The organism is Labrys sp. KB_33_2, assembly GCF_052114505.1.
Taxonomy (GTDB): Bacteria; Pseudomonadota; Alphaproteobacteria; order Rhizobiales; family Labraceae; genus Labrys.
This window is the reverse complement of sequence record NZ_JBFREW010000005.1, coordinates 311,682-338,610: the sequence shown is the minus strand read 5'-3', so window position 1 is coordinate 338,610 and position 26,929 is coordinate 311,682. Positions and strand designations below refer to the sequence as shown.

At 64.7% G+C, this 26,929-nt stretch carries 28 protein-coding genes and 1 pseudogene; 13 read left to right on the top strand and 16 right to left on the bottom strand.

All coding sequences use genetic code 11. The annotated features are described in order from the left end of the window. Positions 1 to 66: 66 nt before the first annotated feature. The 6 genes from AB4037_RS11940 to AB4037_RS11915 form a co-directional block, all read right to left on the bottom strand. On the bottom strand, positions 67 to 915 hold the full coding sequence (locus tag AB4037_RS11940) for a triphosphoribosyl-dephospho-CoA synthase (protein ID WP_441771654.1): 849 nt from the start codon (positions 913 to 915) through the stop codon (positions 67 to 69). Then, on the bottom strand, positions 912 to 1,823 hold the full coding sequence (locus AB4037_RS11935) for an ATP-grasp domain-containing protein (protein WP_434961315.1): 912 nt from the start codon (positions 1,821 to 1,823) through the stop codon (positions 912 to 914). Before AB4037_RS11935 ends, AB4037_RS11940 begins: the two co-directional genes overlap by 4 nt. 93 nt (positions 1,824 to 1,916) lie before the next feature. Then, positions 1,917 to 2,891: a methenyltetrahydromethanopterin cyclohydrolase gene (mch, locus tag AB4037_RS11930; protein ID WP_434960046.1), complete on the bottom strand. Its 975-nt coding sequence runs from the start codon at positions 2,889 to 2,891 to the stop codon at positions 1,917 to 1,919. Then, positions 2,888 to 4,042, bottom strand: a complete 1,155-nt coding sequence (locus tag AB4037_RS11925) for an ATP-grasp domain-containing protein (RefSeq protein WP_441771653.1) — start codon at positions 4,040 to 4,042, stop codon at positions 2,888 to 2,890. The genes mch and AB4037_RS11925 overlap by 4 nt, the downstream gene beginning before the upstream one ends. After that, positions 4,008 to 4,901, bottom strand: coding sequence for an NAD(P)-dependent methylenetetrahydromethanopterin dehydrogenase (locus AB4037_RS11920; RefSeq protein WP_441771652.1), 894 nt, complete (start codon positions 4,899 to 4,901; stop codon positions 4,008 to 4,010). The genes AB4037_RS11925 and AB4037_RS11920 overlap by 35 nt, the downstream gene beginning before the upstream one ends. Further along, complete coding sequence (locus tag AB4037_RS11915; protein ID WP_434960043.1) at positions 4,901 to 5,953, bottom strand: beta-ribofuranosylaminobenzene 5'-phosphate synthase family protein; 1,053 nt, start codon at positions 5,951 to 5,953, stop codon at positions 4,901 to 4,903. Before AB4037_RS11915 ends, AB4037_RS11920 begins: the two co-directional genes overlap by 1 nt. A gap of 180 nt (positions 5,954 to 6,133) precedes the next feature. Between AB4037_RS11915 and AB4037_RS11910 the strand changes: the two genes are divergently transcribed. The 7 genes from AB4037_RS11910 (at position 6,134) to AB4037_RS11880 (ending at position 13,270) form a co-directional block, all read left to right on the top strand. Next, the gene (locus AB4037_RS11910) at positions 6,134 to 7,162 is read left to right on the top strand and encodes a formyltransferase (protein WP_441771651.1); all 1,029 of its coding nucleotides are present in this window, start codon (positions 6,134 to 6,136) and stop codon (positions 7,160 to 7,162) included. Further along, positions 7,156 to 8,790 (top strand): formylmethanofuran dehydrogenase subunit A, encoded by a 1,635-nt coding sequence (locus AB4037_RS11905; RefSeq protein WP_441771650.1) that lies wholly within the window; start codon positions 7,156 to 7,158, stop codon positions 8,788 to 8,790. Before AB4037_RS11910 ends, AB4037_RS11905 begins: the two co-directional genes overlap by 7 nt. Continuing rightward, the gene (gene fhcD / locus AB4037_RS11900; RefSeq protein WP_441771649.1) at positions 8,778 to 9,722 is read left to right on the top strand and encodes a formylmethanofuran--tetrahydromethanopterin N-formyltransferase; all 945 of its coding nucleotides are present in this window, start codon (positions 8,778 to 8,780) and stop codon (positions 9,720 to 9,722) included. The genes AB4037_RS11905 and fhcD overlap by 13 nt, the downstream gene beginning before the upstream one ends. Then, complete coding sequence (locus tag AB4037_RS11895) at positions 9,719 to 10,525, top strand: formylmethanofuran dehydrogenase subunit C (protein WP_441771648.1); 807 nt, start codon at positions 9,719 to 9,721, stop codon at positions 10,523 to 10,525. The genes fhcD and AB4037_RS11895 overlap by 4 nt, the downstream gene beginning before the upstream one ends. A gap of 133 nt (positions 10,526 to 10,658) precedes the next feature. Continuing rightward, entirely contained in the window at positions 10,659 to 10,865 is a 207-nt protein-coding gene (locus AB4037_RS11890) for a hypothetical protein (RefSeq protein ID WP_434960038.1), read from the top strand. A gap of 126 nt (positions 10,866 to 10,991) precedes the next feature. After that, entirely contained in the window at positions 10,992 to 12,572 is a 1,581-nt protein-coding gene (locus AB4037_RS11885; RefSeq protein ID WP_441771647.1) for an ATP-binding protein, read from the top strand. Beyond that, positions 12,569 to 13,270, top strand: a complete 702-nt coding sequence (locus tag AB4037_RS11880) for a response regulator transcription factor (RefSeq protein ID WP_434960036.1) — start codon at positions 12,569 to 12,571, stop codon at positions 13,268 to 13,270. Before AB4037_RS11885 ends, AB4037_RS11880 begins: the two co-directional genes overlap by 4 nt. A gap of 95 nt (positions 13,271 to 13,365) precedes the next feature. Here the strand turns inward: AB4037_RS11880 and AB4037_RS11875 are convergent, their stop codons facing one another. After that, positions 13,366 to 13,917, bottom strand: a complete 552-nt coding sequence (locus AB4037_RS11875) for a hypothetical protein (RefSeq protein WP_441771646.1) — start codon at positions 13,915 to 13,917, stop codon at positions 13,366 to 13,368. 348 nt (positions 13,918 to 14,265) lie between these two features. On the opposite strand from AB4037_RS11875, the gene pqqA reads away from it, so the two are divergent. The 6 genes and pseudogenes from pqqA to AB4037_RS11845 all read left to right on the top strand — a co-directional run bounded on the left by pqqA (position 14,266) and on the right by AB4037_RS11845 (position 18,470). After that, complete coding sequence (pqqA, locus tag AB4037_RS11870) at positions 14,266 to 14,358, top strand: pyrroloquinoline quinone precursor peptide PqqA (RefSeq protein ID WP_068288997.1); 93 nt, start codon at positions 14,266 to 14,268, stop codon at positions 14,356 to 14,358. A gap of 44 nt (positions 14,359 to 14,402) precedes the next feature. Further along, complete coding sequence (gene pqqB / locus AB4037_RS11865; protein ID WP_441771701.1) at positions 14,403 to 15,302, top strand: pyrroloquinoline quinone biosynthesis protein PqqB; 900 nt, start codon at positions 14,403 to 14,405, stop codon at positions 15,300 to 15,302. Then, positions 15,299 to 16,317 (top strand): annotated as a pseudogene (gene pqqC, locus AB4037_RS11860) (pyrroloquinoline-quinone synthase PqqC). The gene pqqB and the pseudogene pqqC overlap by 4 nt, the downstream one beginning before the upstream one ends. Further along, positions 16,314 to 17,444 (top strand): pyrroloquinoline quinone biosynthesis protein PqqE, encoded by a 1,131-nt coding sequence (gene pqqE / locus AB4037_RS11855; RefSeq protein WP_434960034.1) that lies wholly within the window; start codon positions 16,314 to 16,316, stop codon positions 17,442 to 17,444. Before pqqC ends, pqqE begins: the two are co-directional and overlap by 4 nt. Further along, positions 17,441 to 18,130 (top strand): hypothetical protein, encoded by a 690-nt coding sequence (locus AB4037_RS11850; RefSeq protein ID WP_434960033.1) that lies wholly within the window; start codon positions 17,441 to 17,443, stop codon positions 18,128 to 18,130. The genes pqqE and AB4037_RS11850 overlap by 4 nt, the downstream gene beginning before the upstream one ends. After that, positions 18,111 to 18,470 (top strand): hypothetical protein, encoded by a 360-nt coding sequence (locus AB4037_RS11845; protein ID WP_434960032.1) that lies wholly within the window; start codon positions 18,111 to 18,113, stop codon positions 18,468 to 18,470. Before AB4037_RS11850 ends, AB4037_RS11845 begins: the two co-directional genes overlap by 20 nt. 14 nt (positions 18,471 to 18,484) lie before the next feature. Here the strand turns inward: AB4037_RS11845 and AB4037_RS11840 are convergent, their stop codons facing one another. The 9 genes from AB4037_RS11840 to AB4037_RS11800 all read right to left on the bottom strand — a co-directional run bounded on the left by AB4037_RS11840 (position 18,485) and on the right by AB4037_RS11800 (position 26,865). Then, positions 18,485 to 18,769: a hypothetical protein gene (locus AB4037_RS11840; protein ID WP_434960031.1), complete on the bottom strand. Its 285-nt coding sequence runs from the start codon at positions 18,767 to 18,769 to the stop codon at positions 18,485 to 18,487. A gap of 301 nt (positions 18,770 to 19,070) precedes the next feature. Next, positions 19,071 to 19,910 carry a quinoprotein dehydrogenase-associated SoxYZ-like carrier gene (locus AB4037_RS11835; RefSeq protein ID WP_441771645.1) on the bottom strand — a complete coding sequence of 280 codons (840 nt, stop codon included), beginning with the start codon at positions 19,908 to 19,910 and terminating at the stop codon, positions 19,071 to 19,073. A 72-nt stretch (positions 19,911 to 19,982) separates the two neighbouring features. Next, positions 19,983 to 20,531 (bottom strand): PQQ-dependent catabolism-associated CXXCW motif protein, encoded by a 549-nt coding sequence (locus AB4037_RS11830; RefSeq protein WP_441771644.1) that lies wholly within the window; start codon positions 20,529 to 20,531, stop codon positions 19,983 to 19,985. 4 nt (positions 20,532 to 20,535) lie between these two features. Then, on the bottom strand, positions 20,536 to 21,342 hold the full coding sequence (locus AB4037_RS11825; protein WP_441771643.1) for a substrate-binding domain-containing protein: 807 nt from the start codon (positions 21,340 to 21,342) through the stop codon (positions 20,536 to 20,538). A gap of 52 nt (positions 21,343 to 21,394) precedes the next feature. Then, positions 21,395 to 21,883, bottom strand: a complete 489-nt coding sequence (locus AB4037_RS11820; protein ID WP_434961313.1) for a c-type cytochrome, methanol metabolism-related — start codon at positions 21,881 to 21,883, stop codon at positions 21,395 to 21,397. A gap of 336 nt (positions 21,884 to 22,219) precedes the next feature. Beyond that, a complete protein-coding gene (gene xoxF5 / locus AB4037_RS11815; protein WP_441771642.1) occupies positions 22,220 to 24,022 on the bottom strand; it encodes a lanthanide-dependent methanol dehydrogenase XoxF5 in 1,803 nt (600 codons plus the stop codon). Positions 24,023 to 24,375: 353 nt separating this feature from the next. Continuing rightward, positions 24,376 to 25,311 (bottom strand): quinoprotein relay system zinc metallohydrolase 2, encoded by a 936-nt coding sequence (locus AB4037_RS11810; protein ID WP_441771641.1) that lies wholly within the window; start codon positions 25,309 to 25,311, stop codon positions 24,376 to 24,378. A gap of 173 nt (positions 25,312 to 25,484) precedes the next feature. Then, positions 25,485 to 26,216, bottom strand: a complete 732-nt coding sequence (locus AB4037_RS11805) for an ABC transporter ATP-binding protein (protein ID WP_441771640.1) — start codon at positions 26,214 to 26,216, stop codon at positions 25,485 to 25,487. Beyond that, complete coding sequence (locus tag AB4037_RS11800; protein WP_434961312.1) at positions 26,185 to 26,865, bottom strand: ABC transporter permease; 681 nt, start codon at positions 26,863 to 26,865, stop codon at positions 26,185 to 26,187. Before AB4037_RS11800 ends, AB4037_RS11805 begins: the two co-directional genes overlap by 32 nt. Positions 26,866 to 26,929 lie beyond the last annotated feature (64 nt).

The window sequence follows — 26,929 nt, the reverse complement described above, 5'->3', positions numbered from 1 at the left end:
GCCGAACCGGTTGGCCAGATAGCTTTGTGAGCGTAACCGCGCATTCCGTTACCAGCAAGCATCCGTTCAGTTGCCAGCGGCCGGAAGGCGCATGATCGCGGCGGCAAACAATGTCGCCACGGTGAAATCGGCGGAAGTTCCGGGGTTTAGATCTCCTTTCTTCAATTCGGCATCGAATGCCAGCAAGGTTGCGAGAGAGGTGGGACCTGACAGCCCTGCCTCGACTATCCGGGCAGCATGCGCCCTGACGGTTTCAGCCTGGTCGCGACCCCCGCGGCGCTCGATATGGGTGTCGGGGAAACGCGACAGAAAGGTCATGTGAACGGCCGTGGCGCACCAGGATCGTTCGAGGCCAGCAGCATGAGCCACCTCGAGCGCCGGCAAGCCCGTCTCGAAGACATCCTCGAAATCCGTGACATAGGCGCGGGCAATGCGGTCGCGTTCGGCGGCCTCATTCATCGCCTCGCGCAAAGTCACGGTCGGCGGCTCGCGGACATCGTGGCGGTCGGCGTTTCCAAGACCGCCGGGCGAAGCCAGGCGGATCGCCTCGAAGGCATCGGCGGCATCGTTTGTGTCGAGAGCGCGCAGGATCGAGGCCAGGCTGGTGCGCAGCGGCCCCTGCAGCTCGGCCGCTGCGGCAAGCGGCGCGCAGAGCAGCACGATACCGAGATTGGTGTTCCAGCCGATGGCCTCATGCGTCGCTCGGATCGCACCGAGGATACGCGCCCCGACGCCGGCGCCGGATCGCCCGATCGACGGCGCGGAGGTTCGCGCGCTCGCCTCGAAATCGGCGACCTTGGTCTCCCCGGTATCGGCAAAGACATGCACATTGCCGGGCTTCAAGGCCTGGAGTTCGGCCAGGCAGGCGTCCTCATAGGCACTGGCGAGATCGAGGCCATGCTGATGATAATTCATGACACCGCCACCATGGCGGGACGGCGGGCGGCATAGACGGCCTTCAAGAAGGCGCGGACGATGGCCTGGCTGATATCGACGTCGACAATGCTCTGCAGGCCGGACCAGGACGGCATGCTGTTGACCTCGAGCAGCAGGAAGCGACCCTGATCATCCTCGATGAGGTCGACGCCGCAGAAGGACACGTCCACCGCCTGGGCTGCTCTCAGCGCAAGGTCCTCTGCTTCTTCCGGCATCTGCCAGCGCGAGGGACGCCCGCCCTGATGGACATTGGTAATCCAGCCATCACCCTCGCGCGCCATGGCCGCCACCACGCGGCCATCGCAGACAAAGACGCGGTAATCCCGCCACCCCTCGACGTTCCGGCGTACGAAGCGCTGCAGATAATAGACCCGCGCCACCTCCTCGGGCTGCGGAAGATCTTCCGGCACACTGATGAGGCGCAAGCCCTCACCCTGCGAACCGAACAGAGGCTTGAGTACCAGCGGCACGTTCGGCCTGGCCTCGCGCCGCACGGTGTCGGCTGCCGCCTCCCGGCTCGACACCACGAACGTATCCGGGGTCGGCAAGCCCGCCCTGGCGATCAGCAGGCTGGTCATCGACTTGTCGACGCAGCGCTCGATGGCCCGCGGGTCGTTCCACACCACCACCCCTGCGGCAACCAGGGCATGCAGCACCCCGAGCCGCAAGGTGGTCGCCTCGAAGGTGCCGCCCGAAATGGTGCGCAGCAAGACCCCGTCGGGCAGTTCTCCGTCGAAGCCGGGCAGGCGCAGCGGCTCGCCCCCGCCAGTGACCACAGCCACGTCGGCCAGGGAAAACAGCACCGGCTCGATGCCGCAGGCGCGCAGGGCGCCAAGCAGGCGCCCGCGGTGCCATTCGCCGTTGTCGGCGGCGAGACCGATACGCAATCCGCGTCCGACGGGATATTCGACCGGGTTCAATTCGACATGTCCTGCCAAGAGTTCCTGCGAGGTTGGGTTCCGAAGGGGGGCCTGGTGATCTTACGAGAAGGAGGCGTCCACTAGATCCGGCATCAGATAACCTCCGCGAAAGGTCTCGCCATTCTCGAGCGCAGTGACGATGACTTCCGCCGGGCTGAACAGATGCGGGTCGATGGCATAGAAATCTCCCTTGAAGCGGCTGAATATCTCGGCGAAGGGCTTGCCGTGATCGCGGGAGGCTGGGCTCGGCAACGCCTCGGCCAGGGACTTGGCGGCCTGGGCAGGGCCGGACACGAACAGATGCACGCGCCCGCCATAGATGATGGCATCATTGGTGCGTCCCATGGCGCGCACGAAATCCGGCGTGGGTGGCGCCAAAGGCGCCGTGCCCAGCCCATCGACGATGTCGGTGAGCGGAAAGCCGAGGCTGTGGGCCTTGTGCAGGGCGACCTCGAGCACCCGGCTGACGACCTGGGTCGCCCCGGCCAGGCTCTGGGTCGGCGCATAGATGAAGGTCAGGGCGTCGGGCGCCAGCCGCGTCGCCTCCGCGACATTGCGCACCACGGCCTCCGGCGGCGGCGAGGCCGTTTCCAGGATCAGGACGGCGCTGTCGGCCTCGTCGCTGTAGCCCAGTTCCACGAAGAGTGGCTCCACCCGCGCCGCGGCACGCCCCGGCCCCGATCCCAGGGCAAAATAGGCTTCCTTGCCGGCTCCGGCGCGCAGACTCCAGCCGGCATATTGACAGCCGAGGCAGGCCAATACCGGATTGGTCGTCTGCACATTGACGGAAAAGGGCCAGCGCTCGACCGGTCCGGTGGGCGCGATCGTCACCCGGCCGAGGCCCGCCAGGCAGATCTCGGCAATCCGGCGGCCGGCTTCGATGGAACCGGGGACATCGGCACCGGCATCGATGAAGCGACACCCGCCTGGCCCCACGCCAACCGTCAGCCGCAGGCCCGCGGCATCGGCGACGAGATTGTCGACCAGCGGTCTAGCCAGCGCATTGACGCTCGGGAGCTGCGGGAAAATCGTCACGCGGGAACTCTCTCTTGTTGAACGAGACGTGCAATTTCAGATGCCCGCGCGTCGAGCAGGTTGCGGACGGTGGCGATATCCAGTCCCGTGGCGGCTACCGTGCAGATCGGCGCGCCAGCCCTGATCGCACTGCCGCGCTCCGGCCGGTCCATCACGAAAGCGGGCCAGGCAACGTCAGGCACCTCGGCGATGGTGCTGTCGGCATAGACGATCATGGTGCCGGCGGCCTCCTCGGGAGGCGCCTCGGCCTCGCCCAGTTCGCCCATGCTCGCGCGGCAATGACGTTCGAATAGCGGCGTCGGGCGCCGATCGAGACAGTCAAGGGTGGCGCCCGGCCGCGGATTGATCTCCAGGAGCCACCAGCGGTCCGGCGCCACCAGCAGGTCGGCGCTGGCGAGACCCCGCAACCCGGTGGCGGCCACGATCCGGCCTATCGCGACCTCGATCTCCCGATCGACCGCAGCCGGTCCGCCCGGTTCGATCGCGCCGCCATAACGCCAGCCAGCGCCCCGGCCCGGCGAAGGCCATTGGCGCGTGAGGGCGACCGTCCGTGCCTGGCGGCCATCGGCGAGGAAAGCGATGGAAACCGGCTCCCCCTCCACCGCCCGCTGCAGATAATTCCCAGGCGCCAGCCTGTTCACGCGAGCCTTGCGGATGTGCCCCCCGCCCGAGCCGCCACGACGCTTGGACAGCCATCCCACGGATGACGCCACGGGCTCCAGCCGGATCTGGGGATGGCCGATGCCGAGCTCTGCCAGCATGCGCGCAAAGCCCGCGGGATTCTTCAACTGTGCCACCGTTTGAGCGCTGGCACCGATCAGGCCGAAACGCTCGTCGATGGCCTGGATCAAGGCGGGGCTCGCCTCGAAACCACTGCCCAGCACGACACCGAAAGGCGAATCGGCGCTGGCAAGAGCCAATTCCTCCAGCGCATCGAGAACGGCGGCTCCGGCAACCCCCACACCGAACCGGCCTCGGACCTGGCGATAGCCGGCAGCCAAGGTTCTCGTGTCACTGTCACCGAAGAGGTCGACGACCAGCGGCCTGTAGCCCGCGCGACGGGCGGCGGCGGCAAGGCCGCGGCCCGATTGTGCGGCGATCAGGACGCAGGCGCCCTCACCCTGCGATCTCGAGGGCAAGCTTGTAAGCATCGCGAAAATCCAGGCTGATCGGCTTGTCAGTCGCCAGGAGGCGGCTGAAAAGGCCGAGTTCGGTCTTGTATTTGACGTTTCCGATGGCAAGTGCGCCGACCGCCAGCGCCTTTGCATTTCCGAAGGGTTCGCCATTGGCCATGACACCAACACCCTCCACCCCCGCCGGCGGGACGGCATTGACGTCGGCCGCGACCAGCAGCCCCGGCACGGAATCGAGATCGGCGGCGGAAAGGATGTTGACGCCGGCGGGTCCGCTGGACAGGACGATTTCGGCACCTGCGACCGCCGCCCGACGAGCCTCGGGCGTGCTGCCATCGGCATAGCCGATATCGACGCCGAAGCGCTGCTTGATGCCGGCGGCAATATCGGCGACGCGCTTGGTACCGTCATGGCCCGCCAGCACCGCCTGGGCACCCTCGAGCGCGACCAGCACGCCGGCGCAATAGGCAACGACACCGGTCCCGCCGAAGATTACGACCTTGCGCCCGGCCAATTCGCCACCATGCTTGTCCCTGAGCACGGCCTTGACCTTGGCGACCATGGCGGCACCGGTGGTGAAGGACCCTGCGGGGTCTGTGAACAGGTTGAGGGCAAAGGGCGGCACGAAAGCCTTTTTCGCGGCATCGAGCATGTCGAGGGCAAGGGCGCCATTCTTGCCGCCGATGAAGATCGACGTGCGGCTGCCATCGCCCGGCGCCCGTGAGAAAATGGCGTCCTGCACCAGCGGCCGGATCTCCTCCAGCGTCACGCCAGTGTAGGGAATGACGACATCGAACCCCGCATCGACAGCCATGTTGATGTCGAAGGGGCTCATATGCTTGAGCGGCGAGAGCATATGCAGGATCGATCGGGCCATCAGGACGCAAGCCTCCTCTTGAGCGTGGTGTCTCGGTTGACCCCCGTGTGCTCAATCCTAACTTGGGCACCCTGGTTACGGCCGCGCACGATATCCAGATGGATGCCGGGTGGCAGTCCGTCCGCCTTGAGAGCGGCAACCAATCTGCGGGCCTCGCCCTCGGAGCCGATGATGGCAAAGCCTGTCGGGCCCCAGGAACTCTGGCCGATGCCGGCTACGCCGCGCTGCTCGCAAGCCGTCAACACCTTGGTGACGGAAGGACTGGTGAAGCGGCCGCCTTGCGCCGACGCGAAATGATCACCCACCACGCGCTGCAATTCGGCCACGCCGGCCCCAAAGGCCTCGACATCCCGGTCCGCCACGGCCGGCAGGATGCGCATCAGGGCGAGCCGGCACAAATGAGCGGCCGCCTCCGCTGGAAAGGGCGGCAATTGCCGGAAGGCGCTGACCTCTGCTTCGCCATGCAGGCCATGGGTGGACGTGTCGAAGATCAGCAGCACCCGCCAGGCATCGGGAAAAGGCAGGCGGGTAAGAATCGGAGGCGCTCTATCGTCCTCGCCGCGTCCGCCGTCGAGAATGAGGCCGCCCCGCTCGAACGTGGCCAGGCCGGCTGAAGAACGATTGCCCCTGTCGAGTGCCTCTGCGGCATCGCGCGCCCGAAAGGGCCGCCCTCGCAACCGGGCGAGACCCGCCGCCACCGCCAGGGCGATCTGCGTACCCGAGCCGAGGCCGGCATGGGGGATGATACTGTGACGCAGCCGGAAATGGCCGCGCGGCTCCACATTGAGATGGAGTGCGGCCGCCTCGGCATAGCGCAATACCCTCTCGGCCTCCTCGCCCTCGGCAATCAAGCGCTCGGCGTCCGACACCATCAGATCCACCGCAGGCCGGCTCACCGCGAGGCCGAGACTGCCGAAGCGGCGGCCGAGGCCCCCGTTCAGATCGAGAAAACCGAGATGAAGCCGGGCACAGGCCTTCACGCGGATCGATGCGGGATTTGCCGGTGAGGCGGTTTCAAATCCGGGTAAGGTCGTTCCCTTGTGCTGATACATCGGCTCGGCCTCCCCAATAGGAAAATATCATAACAAATAAACATCGTTGGCAACGCAGCGATTTCTTAGAAATAGTCCATATTATTCTTATAAATTTGCCAGAGAGCGCTGAGGTACTTGGCCGAACGCTGAGGTGGTTGTTAGCTATAGCGAAAATGAAAGGCAGGAGACGGCATTCGGATGCGAGCCTGGATCGAAGGCCAGCCAGTTGATCAGCACGAGGCCGTCGCCGCGGCGGCGAGGATTCTGCGCGAGGCTCGCACTCCCATCATCGGCGGACTGGCCGGAGATGTCGACGCGGTACGCGCCGCCTATCGGCTCGCCTTCCATATCGGTGCTTCCCTCGATTGCGCGGGCTCGGACGCGCTGTATGCCGATCTCGGCGCGCTCGCCGCTCACGGCGCCATGACCACGACCTGGGCCGAAGCGCGCAACCGCGCCGACCTGCTCCTGATAGTGGGGCGCAAGGTCGGCGCCCATCCCCTGCTCGCCGAACTCGTGGTGGCTCCCGCGCCCCTGGCCGGTGTCGTCAAGCGCGACGTCGTCGGCCTGGACGTCGAGCAAGCCAACCTGCCGGGGCAGCTCGCCTTGCTGCGCGCGCTGGCGGCCGGCCACCTGCCATCCGGTCCCGAGACGACGGCGCTGGAGGCCGTCGCCGACAGGGCGAAAGCTGCCCGTTTCGGGGTCGCCGTCTATGATCCCCAGGAACTGGGCGAACCAGCCGTCGGCATGCTGCAAGGCTTGATCAAGGATCTCAATGACAAGACCCGCTTTTCCAACCTGCCGCTCGGCGTGTCGGCCACGGCGCGGCTAGCCCTGTCGGTGGGCAGTTGGACGACCGGTGACGCGCCGCGCGTCGGGTTGGGACGCGGCTATCCAGAGCACGATCCCTGGCGCTTCGACGCGCGACGCCTGATGGCGGACGGTGAGGCTGACGCGGTCTTATGGCTCAATGCCCTGGCCAATACCGAAGCGGCACCGACAAACCTTCCATGCATCGCGCTCTCGGGACGCCCCGATGGAGCGCAGGCCCGCATCGTGATCGAGGTCGACGTTCCAGGAGAGGCCGGCGCAGCCGTCTATTTCGACGAGCGCCGTGCCACCCTCACCGCCATCGGAACCGGCACCGCCTCGCGAAACGCCGGCGCGGCCGAGATCCTCGACGCCATCCAGGCCGCGATCGGCGAGAAGGGGCAGGCATCATGCTGACACGCATCGCAGGCGGCCGTATCGTTGATCCCGCTTCCGGCCGAGACGGCAAGGCGGATCTGTGGATCCAGGACGAGCGCATCGTCGAAAAGCCGGTACAGGCCGTCGCCGACACCGTGATCGACGCGCGCGGCTGCGTGGTGATGGCTGGGGGCATCGACGTCCATTCGCATATTGCCGGCGGCAACGTGACCCTGGCACGCTTGCTGCTGCCCGAACTCCATGTCAGCGAAACCGCCGGCGACCCGGCTTTGCCCTTTTCGACGGCCCGCTGGTCGGCCTTCGAGACCGGACGCCTCTACGCGCGCATGGGATATACGACGGTGATCGAGCCGGCACTGGCGCCCAGCGCCGCACTGGCAACCCATCTCGAGCTCGACGACATTCCCCTCATCGACCGTGGCGCCCTCAGCGTGCTCGGCAATGATGATCAGTTGCTCTCCTTGCTCCGGCGCAAGGAGGGCGCCCAGGCGGTGCGCGACTTGACGGCGTTGACGCTGGCGACGTCGCGCGGGCTCGGGGTGAAGGTCATCAATGCCGGCGGGGCGGCCGCCTTCAAGCAGAATGTCCGCGCCTTCGGGCTCGACGACGAGGTGCCGAGCTATGGCCTGACCTCGCGCCAGATCCTCCTGGCCCTGCTCGACGCGACCATGGCCATCGGCGTGCCGCACCCGCTGCATGTCCACTGCAGCAATCTCGGCCTGCCCGGCGCCGTCGATACGCTGGTCGCCACCATGCAGGCCGCGGAAGGCCGGCCCATCCATTTCGCCCACGCCCAGTTCTATAGCTATGCCCGGCACGAGAGCGGCGGGATCGCCTCCGCCGCCGCCGAGGTCTGCGAGGCCCTGGCGGCAAATCCCAACGCGACCATCGATGTCGGCCAGGTGGTGTTCGGCCAGACCTGTACGATATCGCTCGACATTCTCCGGCAATTCTCCAGCCGCAAGGCCGGCCGGCCGCGCAAATGGATCCTGGTCGATGGCGACGCCGAGGGCGGCGGCATCGTGCCCTACCGCTATCGCCGAAACTCGGACATCAATGCCCTGCAGTTCACCATCGGCCTCGAACTTTTCCTGCTTTCGCCGGATCCCTGGCGTGTGCTGCTCACCACCGACCATCCCAATGGTGGCCCGTTCACCGCCTATCCCCGCCTCATTCATCTGCTCATGGACAAGGCGGAGCGGGACCGGACCCTGGCGAGCCTGCCGGATATCGTGCGTGAGCGCAGCGGCCTTGCCGCGATCGAGCGCGAATACACCCTGATGGAGGTCGCAATCATGACCCGCGCCGCCCCGGCACGCCTGCTCGGGCTGGCGGATCGCGGCCATCTCAAGCCCGGCGCACGGGCGGACGTAGCTGTCTACCGCGAGGATGCCGACCGCACTGCCATGTTCGCCTCGGCCGAGCTCGTGCTCAAGGACGGCGCGGTTGTGGTGCGCAAAGGCGAGCCGCTGGGATGGCGCGCCGGCCGCACCCTGACGCTGGCGCCACAGTTCGACCCGGCCATGCAGCGTCACGCCGATCGCTATCTCGAGGAGCGCTTCGGTGCCGGCCTGGAAAGCTTTGCCGTACCTCTGGAGGCCTTCGGCGAAAGAAACGTTTTCGAGGTCGAGCCATGTCTGACCTAACACTCAGCTCTGACCCAACACTCAGCTCCGACCTGACGCTCAACGGCATCGCCATCGACGATACCTTTGCCGAAGCCTTCGGCATGGCCGCGACGGCAATCGTGTTGACGGCCGATACGCCGCGCTGGGCCGAGATTGCGGCAGCGAGCCTGACGGGCTTCGCCACTTCGGTGATCGGCTGCGGCATCGAGGCCGGCATCGACCGCAGCCTCTCGCCGGAGGAGACTCCGGACGGCAGGCCGGGCCTGCGCGTTCTTTTGTTCGGCTTCGACGCCGACGGGCTCGGAAAGCAGCTCGCGCGGCGTGTCGGCCAATGCGTGCTGACCAGCCCCGGCTCGGCCTGCTATGCCGGCTCCGAGGGCGCGCGGCGTCTCAAGCTGGGCGCCAATATCCGCTATTTCGGCGATGGCTACGAGACGGCCAAGCGTGTCGGTGGCCATCGCTATTGGCGGGTGCCGGTGATGGACGGCGAATTCGTCTGCGAACACGATACCGGCCTCGTCGAGGGCGCAGTCGGTGGCGGCAATCTCTTGTTCCTCGGCCGCGACCAGGCAGGCACGCTGGCGGTGGCCGAGGCCGCGGCCAAGGCAGCATCGGCGGTATCGGACGTGATCCTGCCTTTTCCCGGCGGTATCGTGCGCTCCGGCTCCAAGGTCGGCGGGCGCACCAAGGGCATGATGGCCTCGACCAACGATCCCTATTGTCCGACGCTGAAGGGCCGCAGCCGCTCAGCCCTGGCGCCCGAAATCGGGGCGGTGCTTGAAATCGTCATCGACGGATTTTCGGCCGAGGCCGTGCGGGCCTCGATGCGGGCGGGCCTGCATGCGGCCGTCCAAGTAGGCCCGCAGAACGGCCTGGTGCGTGTCACCGCCGGCAATTACGGCGGCAAGCTCGGCAAATATCACTTTCATCTGCGCGAGTTGCTGACATGAGTGCCCTCATTTTTCGCCTGCGCGAAGCCCCGCCCGAACGCCTCGACCTGTCGGGCCTGGTGCCGCATCGCATCGGAGCGCTTTCCATCGCGGAGATCGAGAGACTGCCGATCGGCACCTCGCGGCGGGGCGTCGCCGTGGCCGATATCTTCGCCGTCGAGGAAGGCGAACGCACCGATATTCGCTTCCAGGGCGGATCGACGCGATTCGACCTTGTGGGTGCCGGCCTCGAATCCGGCCGCCTCGTGGTGGAAGGCGATGTCGGCCAGCGGCTCGGCCAGGCGATGCGGGGCGGCACGATCGAGATCTCCGGCAATGCCGGCCCCTTTGCCGCAAGCGCCGCGACGGCAGGACTTGTCCGCATCGCCGGCCACGCCGGTGAACGTGCCGGCGGTGCCATCCATGGTGCGATGCATGGCCTTGACGGCGCCATCCTCGTGATCGAAGGCGACGCGGGCGACAGGCTGGGCGAGCGCATGCGGCGAGGACTGATTCTCGTCGGTGGACGAGCGGGCGATTACGCCGGCTCGGGCCTGATAGCCGGGACTATCGTGGCCCAGGGTATTGGCGACAATCCCGGTTATGGCATGCGGCGCGGCACCATCATCGCCGCCACGCATGGCGCCCTGCTGCCGAGCTTCGTGCCAACGGGCCGGCACCGTCTCGTGGTCGCCCAACTGCTTCGCCGCGCCGTGGCGGCAATCAGGCCTCAATCGGCCGAGATCATCTGTGAGCAAACCGAGCGCCTGGCCGGCGACCTTGCCACCCTCGGCAAGGGCGAAATCCTGATGCCGGCGTCATGAGCCGGCCCGATGAAGCCCAGGACCTTGCCGCTACCTCCCCGGAGGTAGGCCGCATGTGCAGCTTGATTGAAACCCCGAACGAGAACACGCTTATTGTCTCCATCTGCACGAGAGGCATCCCAAGAGGCAAGCGATGTGGATTCTCATGACAGTCTGCCTGATGGGCGCGCCCGACAACTGCCGCGAGGAGCGCATCAGCTGGTCCATGGAAACACGCGACAGCATGGCCTGCCTGCTGCATGCACAGGAAACCATCGCCCAGTGGCAATCCACGCATCGCCAATGGAAAGTACGCAACTGGCGCTGTGTCACCAAGCGCGACCTGTCCACCGACATCTGAAAACAGGGTACTGCCGCAAAACGCTCCAGGACTTTGGGCCCCGCAGCCTTGCGTCGGTGCCTCGGCTGGGCAAGTGTGCATACGCAACCGACTGCAAATGGTCGGAACATTCTGGTTCATGGCGGCATGGGATCGATCCGAGGCTCCCTCTCCTTCCTGATCGCCGGTGCCGCCATGCTGACCTTGCTGGCGGCGGCCGGTCTGTTGTTCGCGGTGCGCACCTCCGATTTCGCCGTCGAGCGGCTCACCGTGTCGCAGCGCCGGCTCGACCTGCTTGCCGAGGCCTCTGGACGCCTCACCGACTATGCCTTCGCCGCCATCGACAGCGCCCAGGCCGCGGCGCCGAGCCGCCTGCGCCTGACCGCCTTGAAGAGCCAGATCGACACCGTGCTGAATTCGGCCGGTGCCGATCCCTGGCAGGGCGAAGCCGTGCCCGGCCGCACCGAGCCGCCGGAGCGCATGCTGGCTCTGCTGCGTGCGGATGTTGCCGGCCTGGATGCAGCTATCGCCGGCGGACTCGAGCAGGTGGATGCGGCCGCGCGCAGCGATACCATTCGCGGAGCCCTCAACGGCTTCGGCCTGAGCGCCGGCCCGAGGCTGTCCGCTCTGGTGGAGGCCGAGCGCCAAGCTGTCAAGCTGGCACGCGAGGATATCGCCCGTACTTCGCAGCGCCTCACCATTGCTGCCATTGCTGCCGCGATCCTGGCTATTCTCATCGCGATCCTGCTGCACCAGCGGATCACCCGGCCGCTGCTGCGGCGTATCAGCGCCATCGACGATGCCGCCATCGCCATCGGCCGCGGCAAGCTCGATATCAGGCTCGCCATCGGGGCCCGCGACGAGCTCGGCCTGCTGGTGGCCCGTTTCAACCGCATGGCGGCCTCGCTGGCCCGGCGCGAAGATAGATTGTCGCTGGACAGAGCCGCGCTCGAACGCACCGTGGCCGAGCGAACGGCCGATCTCACCACCGCCAATGAGAGGCTGGCCGGCATCGACCGCTCGCGCCGGCGTTTCTTTGCCGATGTCAGCCATGAGCTGCGCACGCCATTGACCGTGGTCCTGGGCGAATGCGACATCGCCCTGCGCGCGCCCTCCATTGCCCCTGAACAAGTCCGCACCACCTTCGCCATCATCCGCCAGCGCGCCTTCCGCCTGCATCGGCGGGTCGAGGACATGCTGCGCGTCGCCCGCTCGGAAAGCGGCGAAATCACCCTCGATTTCCGTCGCATCGACCTGGCGCGCCTGCTGGCAGACGCCGTCGAGAGCTATGCACCCGTGGCGCGGCGCCACCAGCTCGAGATTGCGCTCGCCCTCCCCGAGGCACCAGGCGACATCGTCGCGGATGGCGACTGGATCCGCCAGGTGGTCGAAGGCCTGATCGACAATGCCGTCCGCCATGCCAAGGGGGCCACGCGCATAGAAGTGCGCCTGGAGGATGCATCCGACGCCGCCAGCATCTTCGTCAGCGACGATGGCTGCGGCATCCCGGCCCAGGCACGCGAGCAGATGTTCGAGCGTTTCGTCAGCCGCGACAGCGGTGCCGCCTCAGGCTTCGGCATCGGCCTCGCTTTGGCCCAGTGGGTTATCACGCGACATCATGGCAGCATCGTTATAGCATCGGATCCAAAGATCGAGCGCGGCACGCGGGTGGCGATCACACTGCCCCGAGCCGCCGAGGGGAATACGCACACAGGATTTACATCATGAATGTATTGCTCGTCGAAGACGATGTTGACATCGGTTCGATGCTCAGCCGCGGCCTGAAGGTGGAAGGGTTCGACGTCACCACGGTGGAGCGGGCGGACCAGGCCCTCGACACCGCCCGGGATATCAATCCCTGCGCGGTGGTGCTCGACATGATTCTACCCGACGGTTCGGGGCTCGACGTTTGCCGCGCCTTGCGCGAGACCGGTTATACCGGGCCGATCCTGTTCGTCAGCGCCAAGGACGAGGTGCAGGACAGGGTGGACGGCCTCACGGCCGGAGCGGACGATTACATCGTCAAGCCCTTCCAGTTCGACGAACTGGTGGCGCGGCTTCGCACCCACCTGCTGCATCGCTCCGGCACCGCGGAAGAGCATGAGCGCCTGATCGTCGGACGTCTCGTGCTCGACCACGAGACGCGCCAGGCCCATTACGGCACCGTGCATGTGCGCCTGACCCAGCGAGAGGCCGAACTGCTCGCCTTGCTGATGCAAAGCGCCAACCATCCCGTCTCACGTGGCGAGATCTTCGACCGCCTCTGGGCCACGCAAGGCGGCGTCTCGCTCAATGTCGTCGACGTCTATGTCGGCTATCTCCGGACCAAATTCGCCGATATCACCCGCGTCGGCGGCCCCTTGATCGGCACGGTACGCGGCCGCGGCTTCATGCTCGACATGGCCGGCAACCGCTCGGGACGCTGACGAGGCAGCACGGGCGGGCGAGGAGATTTTAAGAGCGTGACGTGCAGCCGCTCCGCCGGAGGCGACTGCCGAGCCCGGAGGGCGATGACATGGATCTATTTTTCGGTGACATTGCCCTTTGCATCGACGGCGACGCCGGCCTCGCCATAAATACCTCGCTCAATTAGAGCCATTGCGTTCGAATCCGTCTCGGCCTGCCAAAATTTGACGACACCCGCCAGAGCCATTTTTGCCGCATCGCTCTGCGCGGGCGGGCAAGCCCGTCCGGCGCTGTTGGCTGCTTCCTTCGATCGGGCGGCGGCGATCATACCGTCAATGTCAAGATCGACCCCGGTGCAGCGAGCCATGGTTGCGAATGTGCCGTATACCCGGGCGATGCCGCGATAGGCTTGTTCCGCAAAATCCCGCTTCCCGCATCGCTCGATGAATGCCGTGAAAATGACGGCCTCCTGGATATTGAGGCTGGTGGTCGGCAAAATACAGCTCTTGCCCTCCCGAGCGGGATGGGAGCCCAATTCCCCACAAATGGAAAAAAGAATGCGTTGTTGTATGGCCTGCGATACTTGGCAAATTGGAGCCGCCATCGTGTAGCTCGGCAAGATCGCCAAGATGATTGCAGCAGCAATAGCACTCCCAAAATGGCGCATGTCTCACCTAAGGTTTTCGACACCAAAGTAGCTTGGACATTATTCAAGTCCGATACCACATATTTGGATATGATGTCGCTGTCTCCAACAGATCGAATCCATTCCCGTGCGGGAGGCGGCATGGCCAAAAACCGGCTGGATGCCAGCGCCCCCAGGGAGCGCCGATCGGAATGCTGCCCGCTCCTACTCTCTTCAAACGAGGCCCGTGCAATCCCGCACCTATTTTCACTTGCGGTATTGATGGAAGACGTGGATAGTGTTGTTGGTAATGATCTTGGCAACATCCAAGATTAATACTTATAAATTCCTTATGAAAAAGCTCACAACCCAAGCAACGGAGGAATTGAAATGCGCTGGACCAAACCTGAAATCATCGAGTTTTGCGTCGGAATGGAAGTGACGGGCTATATGTCCGACGAGGATCTGCCGCCGGAGTTCTGAACTGAACCGGCGACAGTAACGGAACCGGAGCCATGCAAGCAGACTTGCATGCCGTCGTTCTGGGGGCGGCAGCCGGAGGTGGCGTTCCGCAATGGAATTGCGGCTGTCCGGTTTGCCGTCTGGCCTGGGCTGGCGACAATCGGGTCCGGCCCCGCACCCAGTCGAGCATCGCCGTTTCGGCGAATGGGGCAGACTGGCTCTTGCTGAATGCCTCGCCCGATATCCGCCAGCAGATCCTGGCGGTGCCCGCGCTCCAGCCCAAGGAATTTCCGCGCCATTCGCCGATTGCAGCGGTCCTGTTGACCAATGGCGATGTCGACCATGTCGCCGGCCTGCTGGGGCTGCGCGAACGCCAGGCCTTCACGCTCTACGGCACGGCCGAAACGCTGGACAGCTTGGCCGACAACCGGGTGTTCGACGTGCTGGCGCGCGATGTCGTGCGGCGCCAGGCCGTGCTACCCGGCCAGGGCTTCGAAGCCGTGCCGGGCCTGACCGTGACGTTGGTGCCGGTCCCGGGAAAATTGCCGCTCTGGCGCGAGGATGAGCCGATGCGTCTGGGCGAGGAAAGCGAAGCGACGGTCGGGGCGATCCTGGCGAGCGGCTCCAGGCGGATCGCCTACATACCGGGCTGCGCCGCCGTGCCACCCTGGCTGCGCGAAACCATCGCCGATGCCGATCTGTTGTTGTTCGACGGCACGCTCTGGGAGGACGATGAGATGATCCGGCATGGCGTGGGCACCAAGACGGGGCGACGCATGGGCCATATGCCGATAGCCGGCCCCGATGGTTCGATGGCTGCCCTCGCCGGCCTGCAGGTGCGACAGCGGGTCTTCATCCATCTCAACAATACCAACCCGGTGCTGGTGGAAGGCTCGCCCGAACGGCGAGCGGTCGAGACAGCCGGCTGGCAGGTCGCCCATGACGGCATGGTGTTTCGCCTATGACCAAGCTCCTTTCGCCCTCCGCCTTGGAAGCCAAGCTGCGCGACATCGGCCATCGGCGCTATCACAATCTCCATCCTTTCCACGCCGCCCTGCATGGCGGGCGCCTCAGCCGGGACCAGGTGCGCGCCTGGGCCCTCAACCGCTACTTCTACCAGGCCATGATCCCGGTGAAGGACGCCACCCTCCTCGCCCGCATGCAGGAGGCGGCCCTGCGCCGGATCTGGCGCCAGCGCATCGTCGACCATGACGGCACCTCCGACGGCGATGGCGGGCTGGAGCGCTGGTTGAAACTGACCGACAGCCTCGACTTCCCGCGCGACTATGTGGTCTCTACCCGCGGCCTGCTGCCGGCGAYRCGCTTTGCCGTGCAGGCCTATGTCGATTTCGTGCGCGACCGTTCGCTGCTGGAGGCAATCGCCTCCTCCCTGACCGAGATGTTCGCGCCCACCATCATCTCCGAGCGCATCGCCGGCATGCTGGCCAGTTACGAYTTCATCTCGCCCCAGGCTCTCGCCTATTTCGACAAGCGCCTGTCGCAGGCGCCTCGCGATGCCGATTTCGCGCTCGACTACGTCAAGCAGCACGCCACCACCATCGAGCTGCAACAAGCCGTCCTGGCTGCCCTCGCCTTCAAATGCGATGTGCTGTGGGCGCAGCTCGATGCGCTGCAGCATGCCTATGTGACGCCCGGCCTACCGCCGCCCGGCGCTTGGATTCCGGGCATGGAGCTGGCGTCATGAGTGCGCTCTCGCCCCAGGACGTGCCGCGCCTGCCGCGCGGCGTCAGGCTTCGCTTCGACACGGTCCGCGACAAGCACATGCTGCTGGCACCCGAACGCGCCTTCGGCCTCGATGCGGTGGCGGCGAGCGTAGTGGAACTGGTGGACGGGCAGCGCAACGTCGGCGAAATCTGCGATCTGCTCGCCGAGCGCTATGGCGAGGCGCGCGAGGTGATCGAGGGTGACGTCATCGCCATGCTCGACGACCTTCTCATCAAGCGGGTGATCGAGCGATGACGAGCGGCGCCCGCATTCCCAATCCCATCGGCCTGTTGGCCGAACTCACGCATCGCTGCCCGCTGCGCTGCCCCTACTGCTCGAACCCGCTCGAACTCGATCACCGCGCGCAGGAATTGGACACGGCGACATGGAAGCGCGTGTTCGGCGAAGCAGCCGCGCTGGGCGTGCTGCATGTGCACCTGTCTGGCGGCGAGCCGACCACCCGGCCCGACATCGTGGAACTGACGGCCCATTGCGCCGAGCTCGGCCTCTACACCAACCTGATCACGGCCGGCGTCGGGGCAGCGGATAGCCGGCTCGACGCCCTGGCCGAGGCCGGCCTCGATCATGTGCAGCTCTCCATCCAGGCGGCCGCGGCCGAGACAGCCGAGCGCATTGGCGGCCTTGCCGGTGCGCATGCCAGGAAACGGGAATTCGCCCGGCACGTGGTGGCGCTGGATCTGCCGCTGACGGTAAATGCGGTCGTTCACCGCGCCAATATTGGCGAGGTCGGCGACATCATTGATCTCGCCGTCGAGATGCAGGCCAAGCGCGTCGAAATCGCTCACACCCAATATTATGGCTGGGCCCAGCGCAATCGTGCCGCCCTGATGCCGACACGCGCGCAGGCAGACGCCTCGATCGCTTTGGTGGAGGAGGCGCGCGAGCGGCTGAAGGGTCGCATCGTCATCGACCTCGTCGTGCCCGACTATTATTCTGCCTATCCCAAGCCATGCAGCGGCGGCTGGGCGCGGCGCACCTTCAATGTGACACCCTCCGGCAAGATCCTGCCCTGCCATGCCGCCGAAACCATCCCCCATCTCGAGTTCTGGTCGGTTCGCGAGCACACGCTGGCGGAAACCTGGCAGTCCTCGCCGGCCTTCAATGCCTATCGCGGCACCGATTGGATGCCCGATCCCTGCCGCAGCTGCGAACGGCGGGAGCGCGACTGGGGCGGCTGCCGCTGCCAGGCCCTCGCGCTGACCGGCGATGCCGGCGCAACCGATCCAGCCTGCCACAAATCGCCCTGGCACGACCGCATGCAGGCCCTGGCCGCATCCGAGTCGGCCGTTTCCTCGCCACCGGCCTATGACTACCGCGTCATGACGGCTGCGCCGAGCCACGCGGAGGGACAACCGGCATGAACAGCTATTTCCATCGCAGCCCGAGGCGACCATGCCTGGTGGGCTTGATCTTCCTCGCCCTCGCCGGCATGGCCCATGCCGCCCCCGCGATACCGGATGCCGCCACCTTGCTGTTCGAGGAACCTCAGCTCGACAAGACCAGTGCCAACCAGGTGCTGACCTACGCCTATCATCGCAAGAGTGCCGACGACAAACTTTATGGGGCCTCTTTCGAGGACACGATCCGCCTCACCCTCGACAAGGGTGAGACACCGCAAACCCGCACGGTGAAAGTCCAGCTGTTCAGCGGCGCCAACCGGCGCGCCGCCGGGCCTTTCGAGAACATGAGCGGCAACCCGGTGCTGAGCCTCTTCCTGGAGCATCACATCGGCGTGCTCGCCGAAAGCTACCGGGCCAATCCGCGCTATTTCAAGACGGCAATCCGTGTTGCCCTGCGCGACAAGGCCGAGGTCAAGCCCGCCGAAATTCCGTTCGAGGGCCGCGCCCTCCCCGGCTGGCGCGTCACGATCCAGCCCTTCAGCGACGATCCGAACAAGGCCCGGCTCAACGGATTGGACACGCTACGCTACGAATTCCTGGTGGCGAGGGATCTGCCGGGCGAGATCGCCCGTATCGAGGTCTCGGCACCGGGAAAGAACAGCCCGCTGCTTGACGAAGGGATTTCCTATGAGGCCAAGCCCGACTGACACACTTCTGGCACTCCTTGTGCTAGCAGCCGCAGCTGCTCCCGCTTTTGGCGCGGAGGTCGAGAACGACTATCCGACCAACGCACGGGTCGACTATGTGATCGGCTGCATGGCCGCCAATGGCGAGAGCCGGGAGGCCATGGAGCGCTGCACCTGCTCGATCGACGTGATCGCCTCCATCCTGCCCTATGACGGCTATGAGAGGGCCGAAACCATCCTGGCCATGCGGCAGGGCGTCGGCCAGCAATCCGCCATATTCCGCAGCACCAAGCAGTTCGACGATGTCGTCGCCAATCTCAGGCGCACCCAGGCCGAGGCCGAGATCCGCTGCTTCAAATAGAGCTGCATGCGGGCTCAGCCGTTCAGCGTCGGATAATCCCAATCATGCTGAAGATGGCTTCGGGCCCGTGCGAGGGTCTCGGCATGATCATGCTTGAACGGAGCGACGAGCTGTTTCTCGAGGCTGCCCAGAAGCCTGTGAAGGACTACGCATTCGGCGGTGCTTTCAAAACATGAGCCCGCCGGCGTGGCGCCGGTCTTCGGATCGCACCAGCGCGAAAGAAGCTCGAACAAGACGACGGCCTCGTTCGCATCGAGACCGATTTCAAGATGATCCTGCGTCTCGACGTTGCCGGCCATTGTTTGATCACATCACCTGTTTCGGTGACGCTTCTTCTAAGACCAGGTCGCAGGGAAAGCTACTCGATGTAGGATCGCAGGCATCCTGCCCATAGGCGCTGACTTTGCGAGTGGAGGCGCCTGAAACGAGGTGTGCCGATCTCCAGATCGGCATCTTCCTGCCGGCAAGCACCGCGCTTCCAAGATGGTCGATCTGGAGATCGACCCACCAGATAAGCACCGAGTGCCGCAAAGTCAGCGCCTATGGGCATCCTGCCTGTTCTTCCTGTCTGCCTGCCAGCGTCGCTTCCGGTGCCCCGTTTCAGCTGCCCCCGTCAGCCGGAAAGGCCCGCTTGAACTCGTTGCCTTCGGTGTCCTTGACGTCGACGGTGACGGCCTGACCATTCTTCTCATAGCTGAAGCGAAAAGTGGGATCCTCGCTGAGCGAGATGCCGCCCTCCATGGAAAAGACCGGCTTGTTGCCCTGGGCAACCGCAAGGGTCTGCACGAACCAGGCTGGTGTGTAGAGCCGCGTCACCTGGTCCATCTGCATGCCGGAATAATTGGGATGGCGGATCTGGACCTGGGCTTCCTGGCTGCCCGTGCTCGTAAAGTCGCGGAAGCGCATTTTGCCCAGATTAGCCTTGGCCTCGGCCGGGTCCTTCCCCGCCGGGGCAGAGCAGCCGCCCGCCGCCTTCACGAAGACCTTGGTCATGTGCAGCTTTCCGTCGCTGGTCTCGCTGACCGCCCGGACATAGGAATAGGAATTGACGCGGATGCGCGTCGACAGGCCGAATTGCCGCCTGCCTTCTGCGAGCTTGAAGACTGCCACCAATGGCGAGGGATTCTCGTCAACCACCAGCGTGATTGCCTTGACCGTACGGGCATCGCCGGGTGGCAGATTGATATGCACCTCGATCGGCACGAGCGCCGCATCCTCGGCCCTGGCGGGCGCACCGAGCGTCACAGTCGGCTCGGCATCTATGCCCTGCTGTCCGAAAATGTCCGTATGGATGGAATCCCAGGTCGCTTCGCTCGGCGTATCGCCCGCCTCAGCCACGCCCGGACCGGCAAGAAGAAGAATAGCGGCCAAGCATGCACCGCCGAGGACGCGCCGGCGCGAAGGCACCGGTCCGGCAAGAGTCTGGATAGAAGACATCATGCTTCTCCCTTCCTGATGGACAAGACGACCAAGGACATCTTCTGGTTCCGTCCCGGCCTGCAGCATCACCGATCAGGGCCTCGGCTTGGCCACCTCCATGGCCAGGCCTGCGGCCTTCCAGCCGTCAACGCCATCGCCATACCAATAGATGCGGCCATAGCCGTAGCTCAGCGCCCGCTTGGCGGCGTTCCACGACATCCAGCAATCCTTCTTGCAGAAGAATACCAGCGCCTGCTCGTGGCGCCCCTGGCTCAGCTCCGCGAGGCTGCGCTTGAAATACTCTTCCGTCGGTGCCGCCAGGGCTCCGCGACCAACTTCCGGCAACCAGACCGCGCCCGCTATGGTTTCATGCGGCGAGTCCCGCCAAACCGTGCCGGCTGGGAGCTCCGCCGGCTTGGGTGGGTGCGGCAGGACATCGACGAAGATGGCCTCTCGCGTTTTCCAGAGCGCCTCGGCTCGCCCGGTGTCCAGCACGGTTGCGCCGGCAAGAGTTGCCGGCGTCGGCGCCTTGTAGTCATCGAGACGGTAGCCATTTGGCTCGGGAGGGGAGCCTGCATGCACGGGTTGCGCCAAAAGCGCGAGGACCAGAATGACGGCACTGCGCACTGTCATCCGGGTCATCACATCACTCCTGCATCTGCCCGGCGGCGAGATTGGGCCGCTCCGCCGGCAGGCTTTCGATGGAAACCCTGGGCACACCATAGTCGTCAAGCACCTGTTCGATGTCCTTTTGGCGTTTGCGGATAGCGGCGTTGAGCGTGTGCTTCCACTGCGTCTCGTTCGCCCGGATGCCGAAGGTGATGCGATAGGCCAGCAGGGGCCGCTCGCTCTCCTGCACGAGGGGAATGACCTTGAGCGGCACGCTGGCCTTGCCGGCGTAATAACCGGCGATCGGCCCCCACAGCAGGGCGCCATCAGTCGTCCCCGCGACGAGATCGTCGATCGCTTCCTTGCCCGCCGCATTATCCTGCTGATCCAGGGTCAGCCCGTAGCTCTTGGCCTTGTCGACCAGGCCAAGCCGCTGGAGGTGATCGACGGGCGGCGTCCCGGCGATGATGCCAAATCTGCGTCCTTTGAGGGCGGCATCCTCCAACTTGGTGACACCGGCAAGGGGTCCGGCCGCCTTGACCACGAGGACATAGGTCGATGCGTAATAGGGGTTGGTATGCTGCGTCAGATCGGAGCCCGATGCTGCCCCGATGACGACGTCGCACAGGCCCGTGCCTAACGTGTTGCGCACGAAGCCCATGCCCTGCTGCAGCCAGTAATACCGCACCGGCCGCTGCAACTCCCTGGCCACGATCTCGGCGATGCGGTTCTCGAACCCTTCCTGGCGGCGGTTCGAGAACGGCATGTTGGCCGGATCCGAGCATACGCGCAGATTGGCTTTGTCGACGAGTTCGGGCACCTGCTGGGCGCTGGCAGGATTCAAGCCGAACGCCAACCCGGCCAGGGCAAGTCCTGGCACGAGAAGCTGGCTGAACTCAATTCGCCATGCAGGCCGTTTCGGCATCCTTGGCACTCTGCGGCTTGGGGTCGTGTTTTTCGGGACGGACGCGCGCGAGTGCACCGTCGCTGCGCGCTCGCAGATAGACATAGATGTCATCAAGATAGCACATCACGTTCCGGTTCGTGCCGAAAGTGGGCATCACCTTCTGGCTTGACGTGCTGACATCCTTGCGGCCCTGCACCACGACGGTGGTGAACTGCTCATAGTTCATTTTTTTCAGGGAATCGGTGAGAGCCGGCGCATAGGTCGAACCCGCTCCGTCCGGGCCGTGGCACACCGTGCATTCGGAATGATAGCGCCGGTAACCGGAGAAAGTATACCAATCCACATTGCCATCTGCAGTAACGTTATAGGTTGGTGCACCCTCGGCATCGCTATATTTGCCATCCTCGCTGCTTGCCGGCTTGGCAGGATCGGCGAAGGCCGACGTCGCTGCAAAAAGGCTCAACGCCAGCGCCGTCAAGCCGAAGAGCGCGCTACGTTGAAGGGGGGCGGCGGGGCGGTTCCCGGTTTGTAATTTGATTGGATTGGCTTGGACAAGCAATCGTCTGTCTCCCACTCAGGGCGCAGGCCACCATTTCGCGGGCCGAACGGCACCGAAAACAGGCAGGCTCTGCTTTTGTCTGGCGAGGAGGCTGGAGGAAAGACGAAGCTTCCTCCAGCCTCAACTGGATGATCGACTAGAGTGTTTTGCGATTTGTCGACATCGACGAGAATCGCAAAGACGCCTCGAAGCAGCGAGCCAGAGCAAACACGCGTTCACGCTTGAACGCGCTTTGCTCTGGGTAGCCTCATCCACTCATGGCAGTGCGAACACCGTCAGCTGTCCGCCGAGCGCCGTGTAGCTGTTGAGGGCTGCATAGCCGCCAACGGCGCCCAGACCCGCATTCGGATCGGTCAGGCCTGCCGCCAGGCCGATACCGGCCCAGCCACCGACACCCGAGAGCACTGCGACATATTGCTTGCCCTTGTGGGTGTAGGTCATCACGTTGCCGATGATGCCGGAGGGGGTCTTGAACTTGTAGAGTTCCTTGCCCGTCTTGGCATCGATGGCCTTCAGATAGCCTTCCAGCGTGCCGTAGAACACGACGCCACCGGCGGTTGCGAGCGGTCCGGACCACACCGAGAACTGCTCGGGCAGCGACCACACGATCTTGCCCTTGGCAGCGTCCCAGGCGATGAAGTTGCCCATGCCGCCATGGCTGTTGGGGGCCGGATACATCGACAGAGTGGCGCCGACATAAGGCTGGCCCGGGGTGTAGCTCACCTTGAACGGCTCATAATCCATGCAGACATGGTTGGTCGGCACGTAGAAGAGACCGGTCTTGGGGGAATAGGCCATCGGCTGCTGGTCCTTGGAGCCGAGAGCGGCAGGGCATACGCCCTTGGTGTTGACGTCTTCGCCATTCTGTTCGGTCGAATATTTGGCCACGACCAGCGGACGACCATAGGTCTTGCTGTTCTTGTCCATGTCGACCTTGGTGGCCCAGTTCACCACCGGGTCATACTTTTCGGCGACCAGCAGCTCGCCCGTCTCGCGGTCGAGGGTGTAGCCGAAGCCGTTGCGGTCCAGATGGACCAGGGCCTTGCGCTCCTTGCCGTCGATCTTGAGATCAACCAGCGGAACTTCGTTGACGCCGTCATAGTCCCATTCGTCATGGGGCGTCATCTGATAGACCCACTTGGCCATACCGGTGTCGGCGTCACGGGCGAAGATGGTCATCGACCACTTGTTGTCGCCGGGGCGCTGCTTGGGGTTCCAGGTCGAGGGATTGCCCGAACCATAATACACCAGGTTCAGCTTGGGATCATAGGAATACCAGCCCCAGGTGCAGCCACCGCCGGTTTTCCATTGGTCGCCTTGCCAGGTCTTGATGCTGGAATCCTTGCCGATCGGCTTGCCGAGCTCGGTGGTCTTTTCCGGGTCGACCAGCATTTCATCGTCCGGGCCCATGGAATAGGCGCGCCAGGCTTGCTTGCCGGTTTTCAGGTCATAGGCGGTGAGATGGCAACGCACGCCGAATTCACCACCGGAAATGCCGACGAGGAGCTTGTCCTTGACGGGCATGACGGTCGCCGTATTGGTTTCGCCCTTCTTGGGGTCGCCATTGACGACGGACCAGACCACCTTGCCGGTCTTGGCGTCGAGCGCCACCACCGTGGTGTCGGCCTGATGCAGGAACACCTTGCCGTCGGCATAAGCCAGACCGCGATTGACGGTGTCACAGCACATCACGGGAATGACGTTGGGATCCTGTTTGGGATCGTAACGCCAGATGATCTTGCCTTCATTGTTGAGATCGAGGGCGAAGACCGTGTTGGGAAAAGGCGTATGGACATACATGATGTCGCCGACCACGAGCGGGGCCCCTTCATGGCCGCGCAGGACGCCCGTCGAGAAGGTCCAGGAGACCTGGAGCTTTTTGACGTTTTCCGAGGTTATCTGGTCGAGCTTCGAATATCGCGTGTTCGCATAATCGCCGGTCTGCAGTACCCACTGGTTGGGGTCCTGCGTCAGTTTCTGGACTTCATCATTGGCGTAGGCCTGCGCGCCAAAAAACAGCGAGCAGACCACGCCCAGCCACGCTATCAGTATTTTCATTGGGCTTCCTCCGAGTGGCCACACGCATGCCGTCCCGCCGGACCACATGCCGAACTTGATTGTCGTTCTTCTAGCCTTGGGGATACCTCGTCTCTTCGACAGCGTGTCACAGCCGGCGGTTTCGCCTCGGAGCCATAGGCATAAGCCGCTGGCTTTCGAATCGACACTGCGATCCCCATCACGGTGCCGTTGGAAGTCGAAGATGCGTTACCTTATGCAACGGGTTCAGTTCGTGCAAGATTTGACTGACATACCACTAGATTTATTTTTACCTTATTATGATGCACCGCATCATCTTCTGCGTGCAGCGCAAAATAACGATGGTACTATACGGTGCCCCAGCAGGTTGCCGCCTATTCCCATTCCAGTTCGCGATAGGCGCTTGTCGCATTCCGAACATTGAAGTCGTCGAACAACTTCCAGTTGCCGCGTTCCGACTGCGCCGCCTCCTTCACGGCCTGCTGCAAGGGCTTGCCCTGAGCAATCATGGTGCGCAAATCGTCCCGCAAGCGCTCGAGGTAGCGAACCATGGCGTCGGCCGCGCCCGGCCAGGCCATCGCCGCCGGCCCGTGCCCCGGCACGACGCGCGCGGCCTGCCGCGATCGCAGTGTACCGATCACGGCAAGCCAGCCATTGAGACTGCCGTCGAGGGCCGGTACATGGCCCGAAAAAAGCAGGTCCCCGAGAAACCAAGTGCCGGTCTTCTCGTCCATCACGGTGAGATCGGTGTTGGTATGCGCGGTCGGCCATGCCTCGAGCAGGAGGCGCCGCCCGCCGAGATCCAGTGCGAGACGATCCTTCACCAGCAAAGTGGGAGCGATCGCCTCGGTCCCGGCAAAGGCGCTCTCACCGATCAGCCTGCGGGTCGCCGAAAGATAGGTGTCGGCGCGCGCTGCCAGAGCCTCCGGCAGATTGGCATGACCGACGATCACCGCGCCGGGCAGACGGAATGCGGCATTGCCGAGCAGATGGTCAGGGTGAACGTGGGTATCGATGACATAGCGGATGGGCTTGTCGGTGCGAGCACGGATAGCTGCCAGCAGGGCAAGACCCGCCTGCCGCGAACCGCCGGTATCGATGACCGCGACCGCTTCGCCGCCAATGACGAAGCCGGCATTGCCGATGGCATCGCTATTGCCCGGCGCGGCAAGTTCATGCGGCGCGGCAAAGACGAAGACACCCTGCGCCACCTCGGTCACCGGCAAGGGCGGCTGCGTTTGCGCGAGGGCCGCGCTCATTGCGAAGACAAAGTTACCCCACAAGAAAGCCAGGACGACGAGCCGGCGCATCACCTCGGACCCTCCCATATCAGGCGCCGCGGCTGGGACCGCGGACGTCTCGTCCGCTCTTGCTTTCCTGCAAGCGCGGCGTTTCCAAGATGCGGACGTCGCCGCCACATCGAGCGTCGCTCCATGTGGCTGTCGTCCGCCGTCCCAGGCGACGCGCCTTGCCATGAAGGGCATCACAGGCCGAAGCGGCGGGCAAATTCGCGATGCCGCTCCTCGATCCAGGCCGAATGGCGGTCCTCGCGCGCCTCGCCGATCACCACCTCATGTAGGATGCGGGTGGGACGGTGGCTCAGAAACAGCAGCCGGTCAGCGAGCCCGATCGCCTCGCGCACATTATGGGTGACCATCAGGACCGTGATGCGATGATGAGCGACTGCCGCCAGCAGGCCGGTGCGCAGGTCGGCAGCGGCCTTGTCGTCGAGCGATACGAAAGGCTCGTCCAGCACCAGCAATTGCGGTTCCAGCGCCAGAGCCCGGGCCAGCGAAACACGGCGCTGCAGGCCGAGCGACAGCGCATGCGGATAATGGCTGCGCCACTCCAAAAGGCCGAGCCGCCCGAACAGGTCGTCGAGACTTCGCCTGCGCTGCACGGGCGGCAGGGCAATCCGGATGTTCTGCTCCACCGTCCGCCAGGGCAGCAGGCGCGGTTCCTGAAAGGTCACGCCAACAGTCAGTGTCTCGATTTCCGGCTCCACCCTGCCCTCGAAGCCACGGTCAAGGCCGAGCAGGATCTTCAAGGCCGTGGTCTTGCCGCAGCCGGAGGGGCCGATCAGGCAGGCGAACTCGCCGAGAGACAGCGACAGGCCGAAATCCCTGACAGCCTCCACCGCCCTGCCGCGATCATCGCGGTAGACCTTGCTGGCGATATGCACGTCAAGCAAGGGCGGGGCGCCAGCGTTGGGCATGCTTTTCCAGGGGCTGCAGCAGGAGGAACTCGATGGCAAGCATGACGCAGGTGAAGGCAAGAGCATAGCCCAGCACTGCCGTGACATCAGAAAGCTGGAAATAGAGCGAAATGGCGTAGCCCACGCCGGAGGAACGGCCGAGCAATTCGACCAACAGCACGATCTTCCAGACCAGCGACAGGCCGGAGCGCGCCGCGGCCGCGACATAGGGCGCCAGTTGCGGCAGCAGGACATGGCGCAGCCAAGTTACGGCCGAAAACCGATAGACCCGGCTCATCTCCTCCAGATCACGATCGAGCGCCCGTGTCCCCTCGCGCAGCACCACGATGACATTGGGGATCTTGTTGAGGGCCACCGCCGTCACCGCAGCGGCCTCCGTCAAGCCGAGCCAGATGTAGCACAGCACCGCGATCACCAGGGCCGGCATGTTGAGCAGCACCAGCAGCCAGACGTCGAAAGCCGCATTGGCCCGGCGCCAACGGCCGAGAGCGACGCCGATGATACTGCCGATCAGCATGGCCACGCCAAAGGCGGCGGCTACCCGCCACAGCGTGATGCCGACATTGGCGATGAGGTCTCCGCGCTGCGTCTCAGCGACGATGAAGGCGAACACCGCGCCCGGCGAGGGCAGCAGCGGCCCGTTCGCCATCCTGGCAGCGACCTCCCAGATCACGAGCAAGGCGAGCAGCGAGACCAGCCGGGCCGCAACGCCC

Coding starts and splice junctions, on each gene's coding strand:
- AB4037_RS11940 (WP_441771654.1), bottom strand. CDS start 915: ATGAATTATCATCAGCATGGCCTCGATCTCGCCAGTGCCTATGAGGAC.
- AB4037_RS11925 (WP_441771653.1), bottom strand. CDS start 4,042: ATGCTTACAAGCTTGCCCTCGAGATCGCAGGGTGAGGGCGCCTGCGTC.
- AB4037_RS11920 (WP_441771652.1), bottom strand. CDS start 4,901: ATGGCCCGATCGATCCTGCATATGCTCTCGCCGCTCAAGCATATGAGC.
- AB4037_RS11915 (WP_434960043.1), bottom strand. CDS start 5,953: ATGTATCAGCACAAGGGAACGACCTTACCCGGATTTGAAACCGCCTCA.
- AB4037_RS11910 (WP_441771651.1), top strand. CDS start 6,134: ATGCGAGCCTGGATCGAAGGCCAGCCAGTTGATCAGCACGAGGCCGTC.
- AB4037_RS11905 (WP_441771650.1), top strand. CDS start 7,156: ATGCTGACACGCATCGCAGGCGGCCGTATCGTTGATCCCGCTTCCGGC.
- fhcD (WP_441771649.1), top strand. CDS start 8,778: ATGTCTGACCTAACACTCAGCTCTGACCCAACACTCAGCTCCGACCTG.
- AB4037_RS11895 (WP_441771648.1), top strand. CDS start 9,719: ATGAGTGCCCTCATTTTTCGCCTGCGCGAAGCCCCGCCCGAACGCCTC.
- AB4037_RS11890 (WP_434960038.1), top strand. CDS start 10,659: ATGTGGATTCTCATGACAGTCTGCCTGATGGGCGCGCCCGACAACTGC.
- AB4037_RS11885 (WP_441771647.1), top strand. CDS start 10,992: ATGGGATCGATCCGAGGCTCCCTCTCCTTCCTGATCGCCGGTGCCGCC.
- AB4037_RS11880 (WP_434960036.1), top strand. CDS start 12,569: ATGAATGTATTGCTCGTCGAAGACGATGTTGACATCGGTTCGATGCTC.
- AB4037_RS11875 (WP_441771646.1), bottom strand. CDS start 13,917: ATGCGCCATTTTGGGAGTGCTATTGCTGCTGCAATCATCTTGGCGATC.
- pqqA (WP_068288997.1), top strand. CDS start 14,266: ATGCGCTGGACCAAACCTGAAATCATCGAGTTTTGCGTCGGAATGGAA.
- pqqE (WP_434960034.1), top strand. CDS start 16,314: ATGACGAGCGGCGCCCGCATTCCCAATCCCATCGGCCTGTTGGCCGAA.
- AB4037_RS11850 (WP_434960033.1), top strand. CDS start 17,441: ATGAACAGCTATTTCCATCGCAGCCCGAGGCGACCATGCCTGGTGGGC.
- AB4037_RS11845 (WP_434960032.1), top strand. CDS start 18,111: ATGAGGCCAAGCCCGACTGACACACTTCTGGCACTCCTTGTGCTAGCA.
- AB4037_RS11840 (WP_434960031.1), bottom strand. CDS start 18,769: ATGGCCGGCAACGTCGAGACGCAGGATCATCTTGAAATCGGTCTCGAT.
- AB4037_RS11835 (WP_441771645.1), bottom strand. CDS start 19,910: ATGATGTCTTCTATCCAGACTCTTGCCGGACCGGTGCCTTCGCGCCGG.
- AB4037_RS11830 (WP_441771644.1), bottom strand. CDS start 20,531: ATGACCCGGATGACAGTGCGCAGTGCCGTCATTCTGGTCCTCGCGCTT.
- xoxF5 (WP_441771642.1), bottom strand. CDS start 24,022: ATGAAAATACTGATAGCGTGGCTGGGCGTGGTCTGCTCGCTGTTTTTT.
- AB4037_RS11810 (WP_441771641.1), bottom strand. CDS start 25,311: ATGCGCCGGCTCGTCGTCCTGGCTTTCTTGTGGGGTAACTTTGTCTTC.
- AB4037_RS11805 (WP_441771640.1), bottom strand. CDS start 26,216: ATGCCCAACGCTGGCGCCCCGCCCTTGCTTGACGTGCATATCGCCAGC.
- AB4037_RS11800 (WP_434961312.1), bottom strand. CDS start 26,865: ATGGCGAACGGGCCGCTGCTGCCCTCGCCGGGCGCGGTGTTCGCCTTC.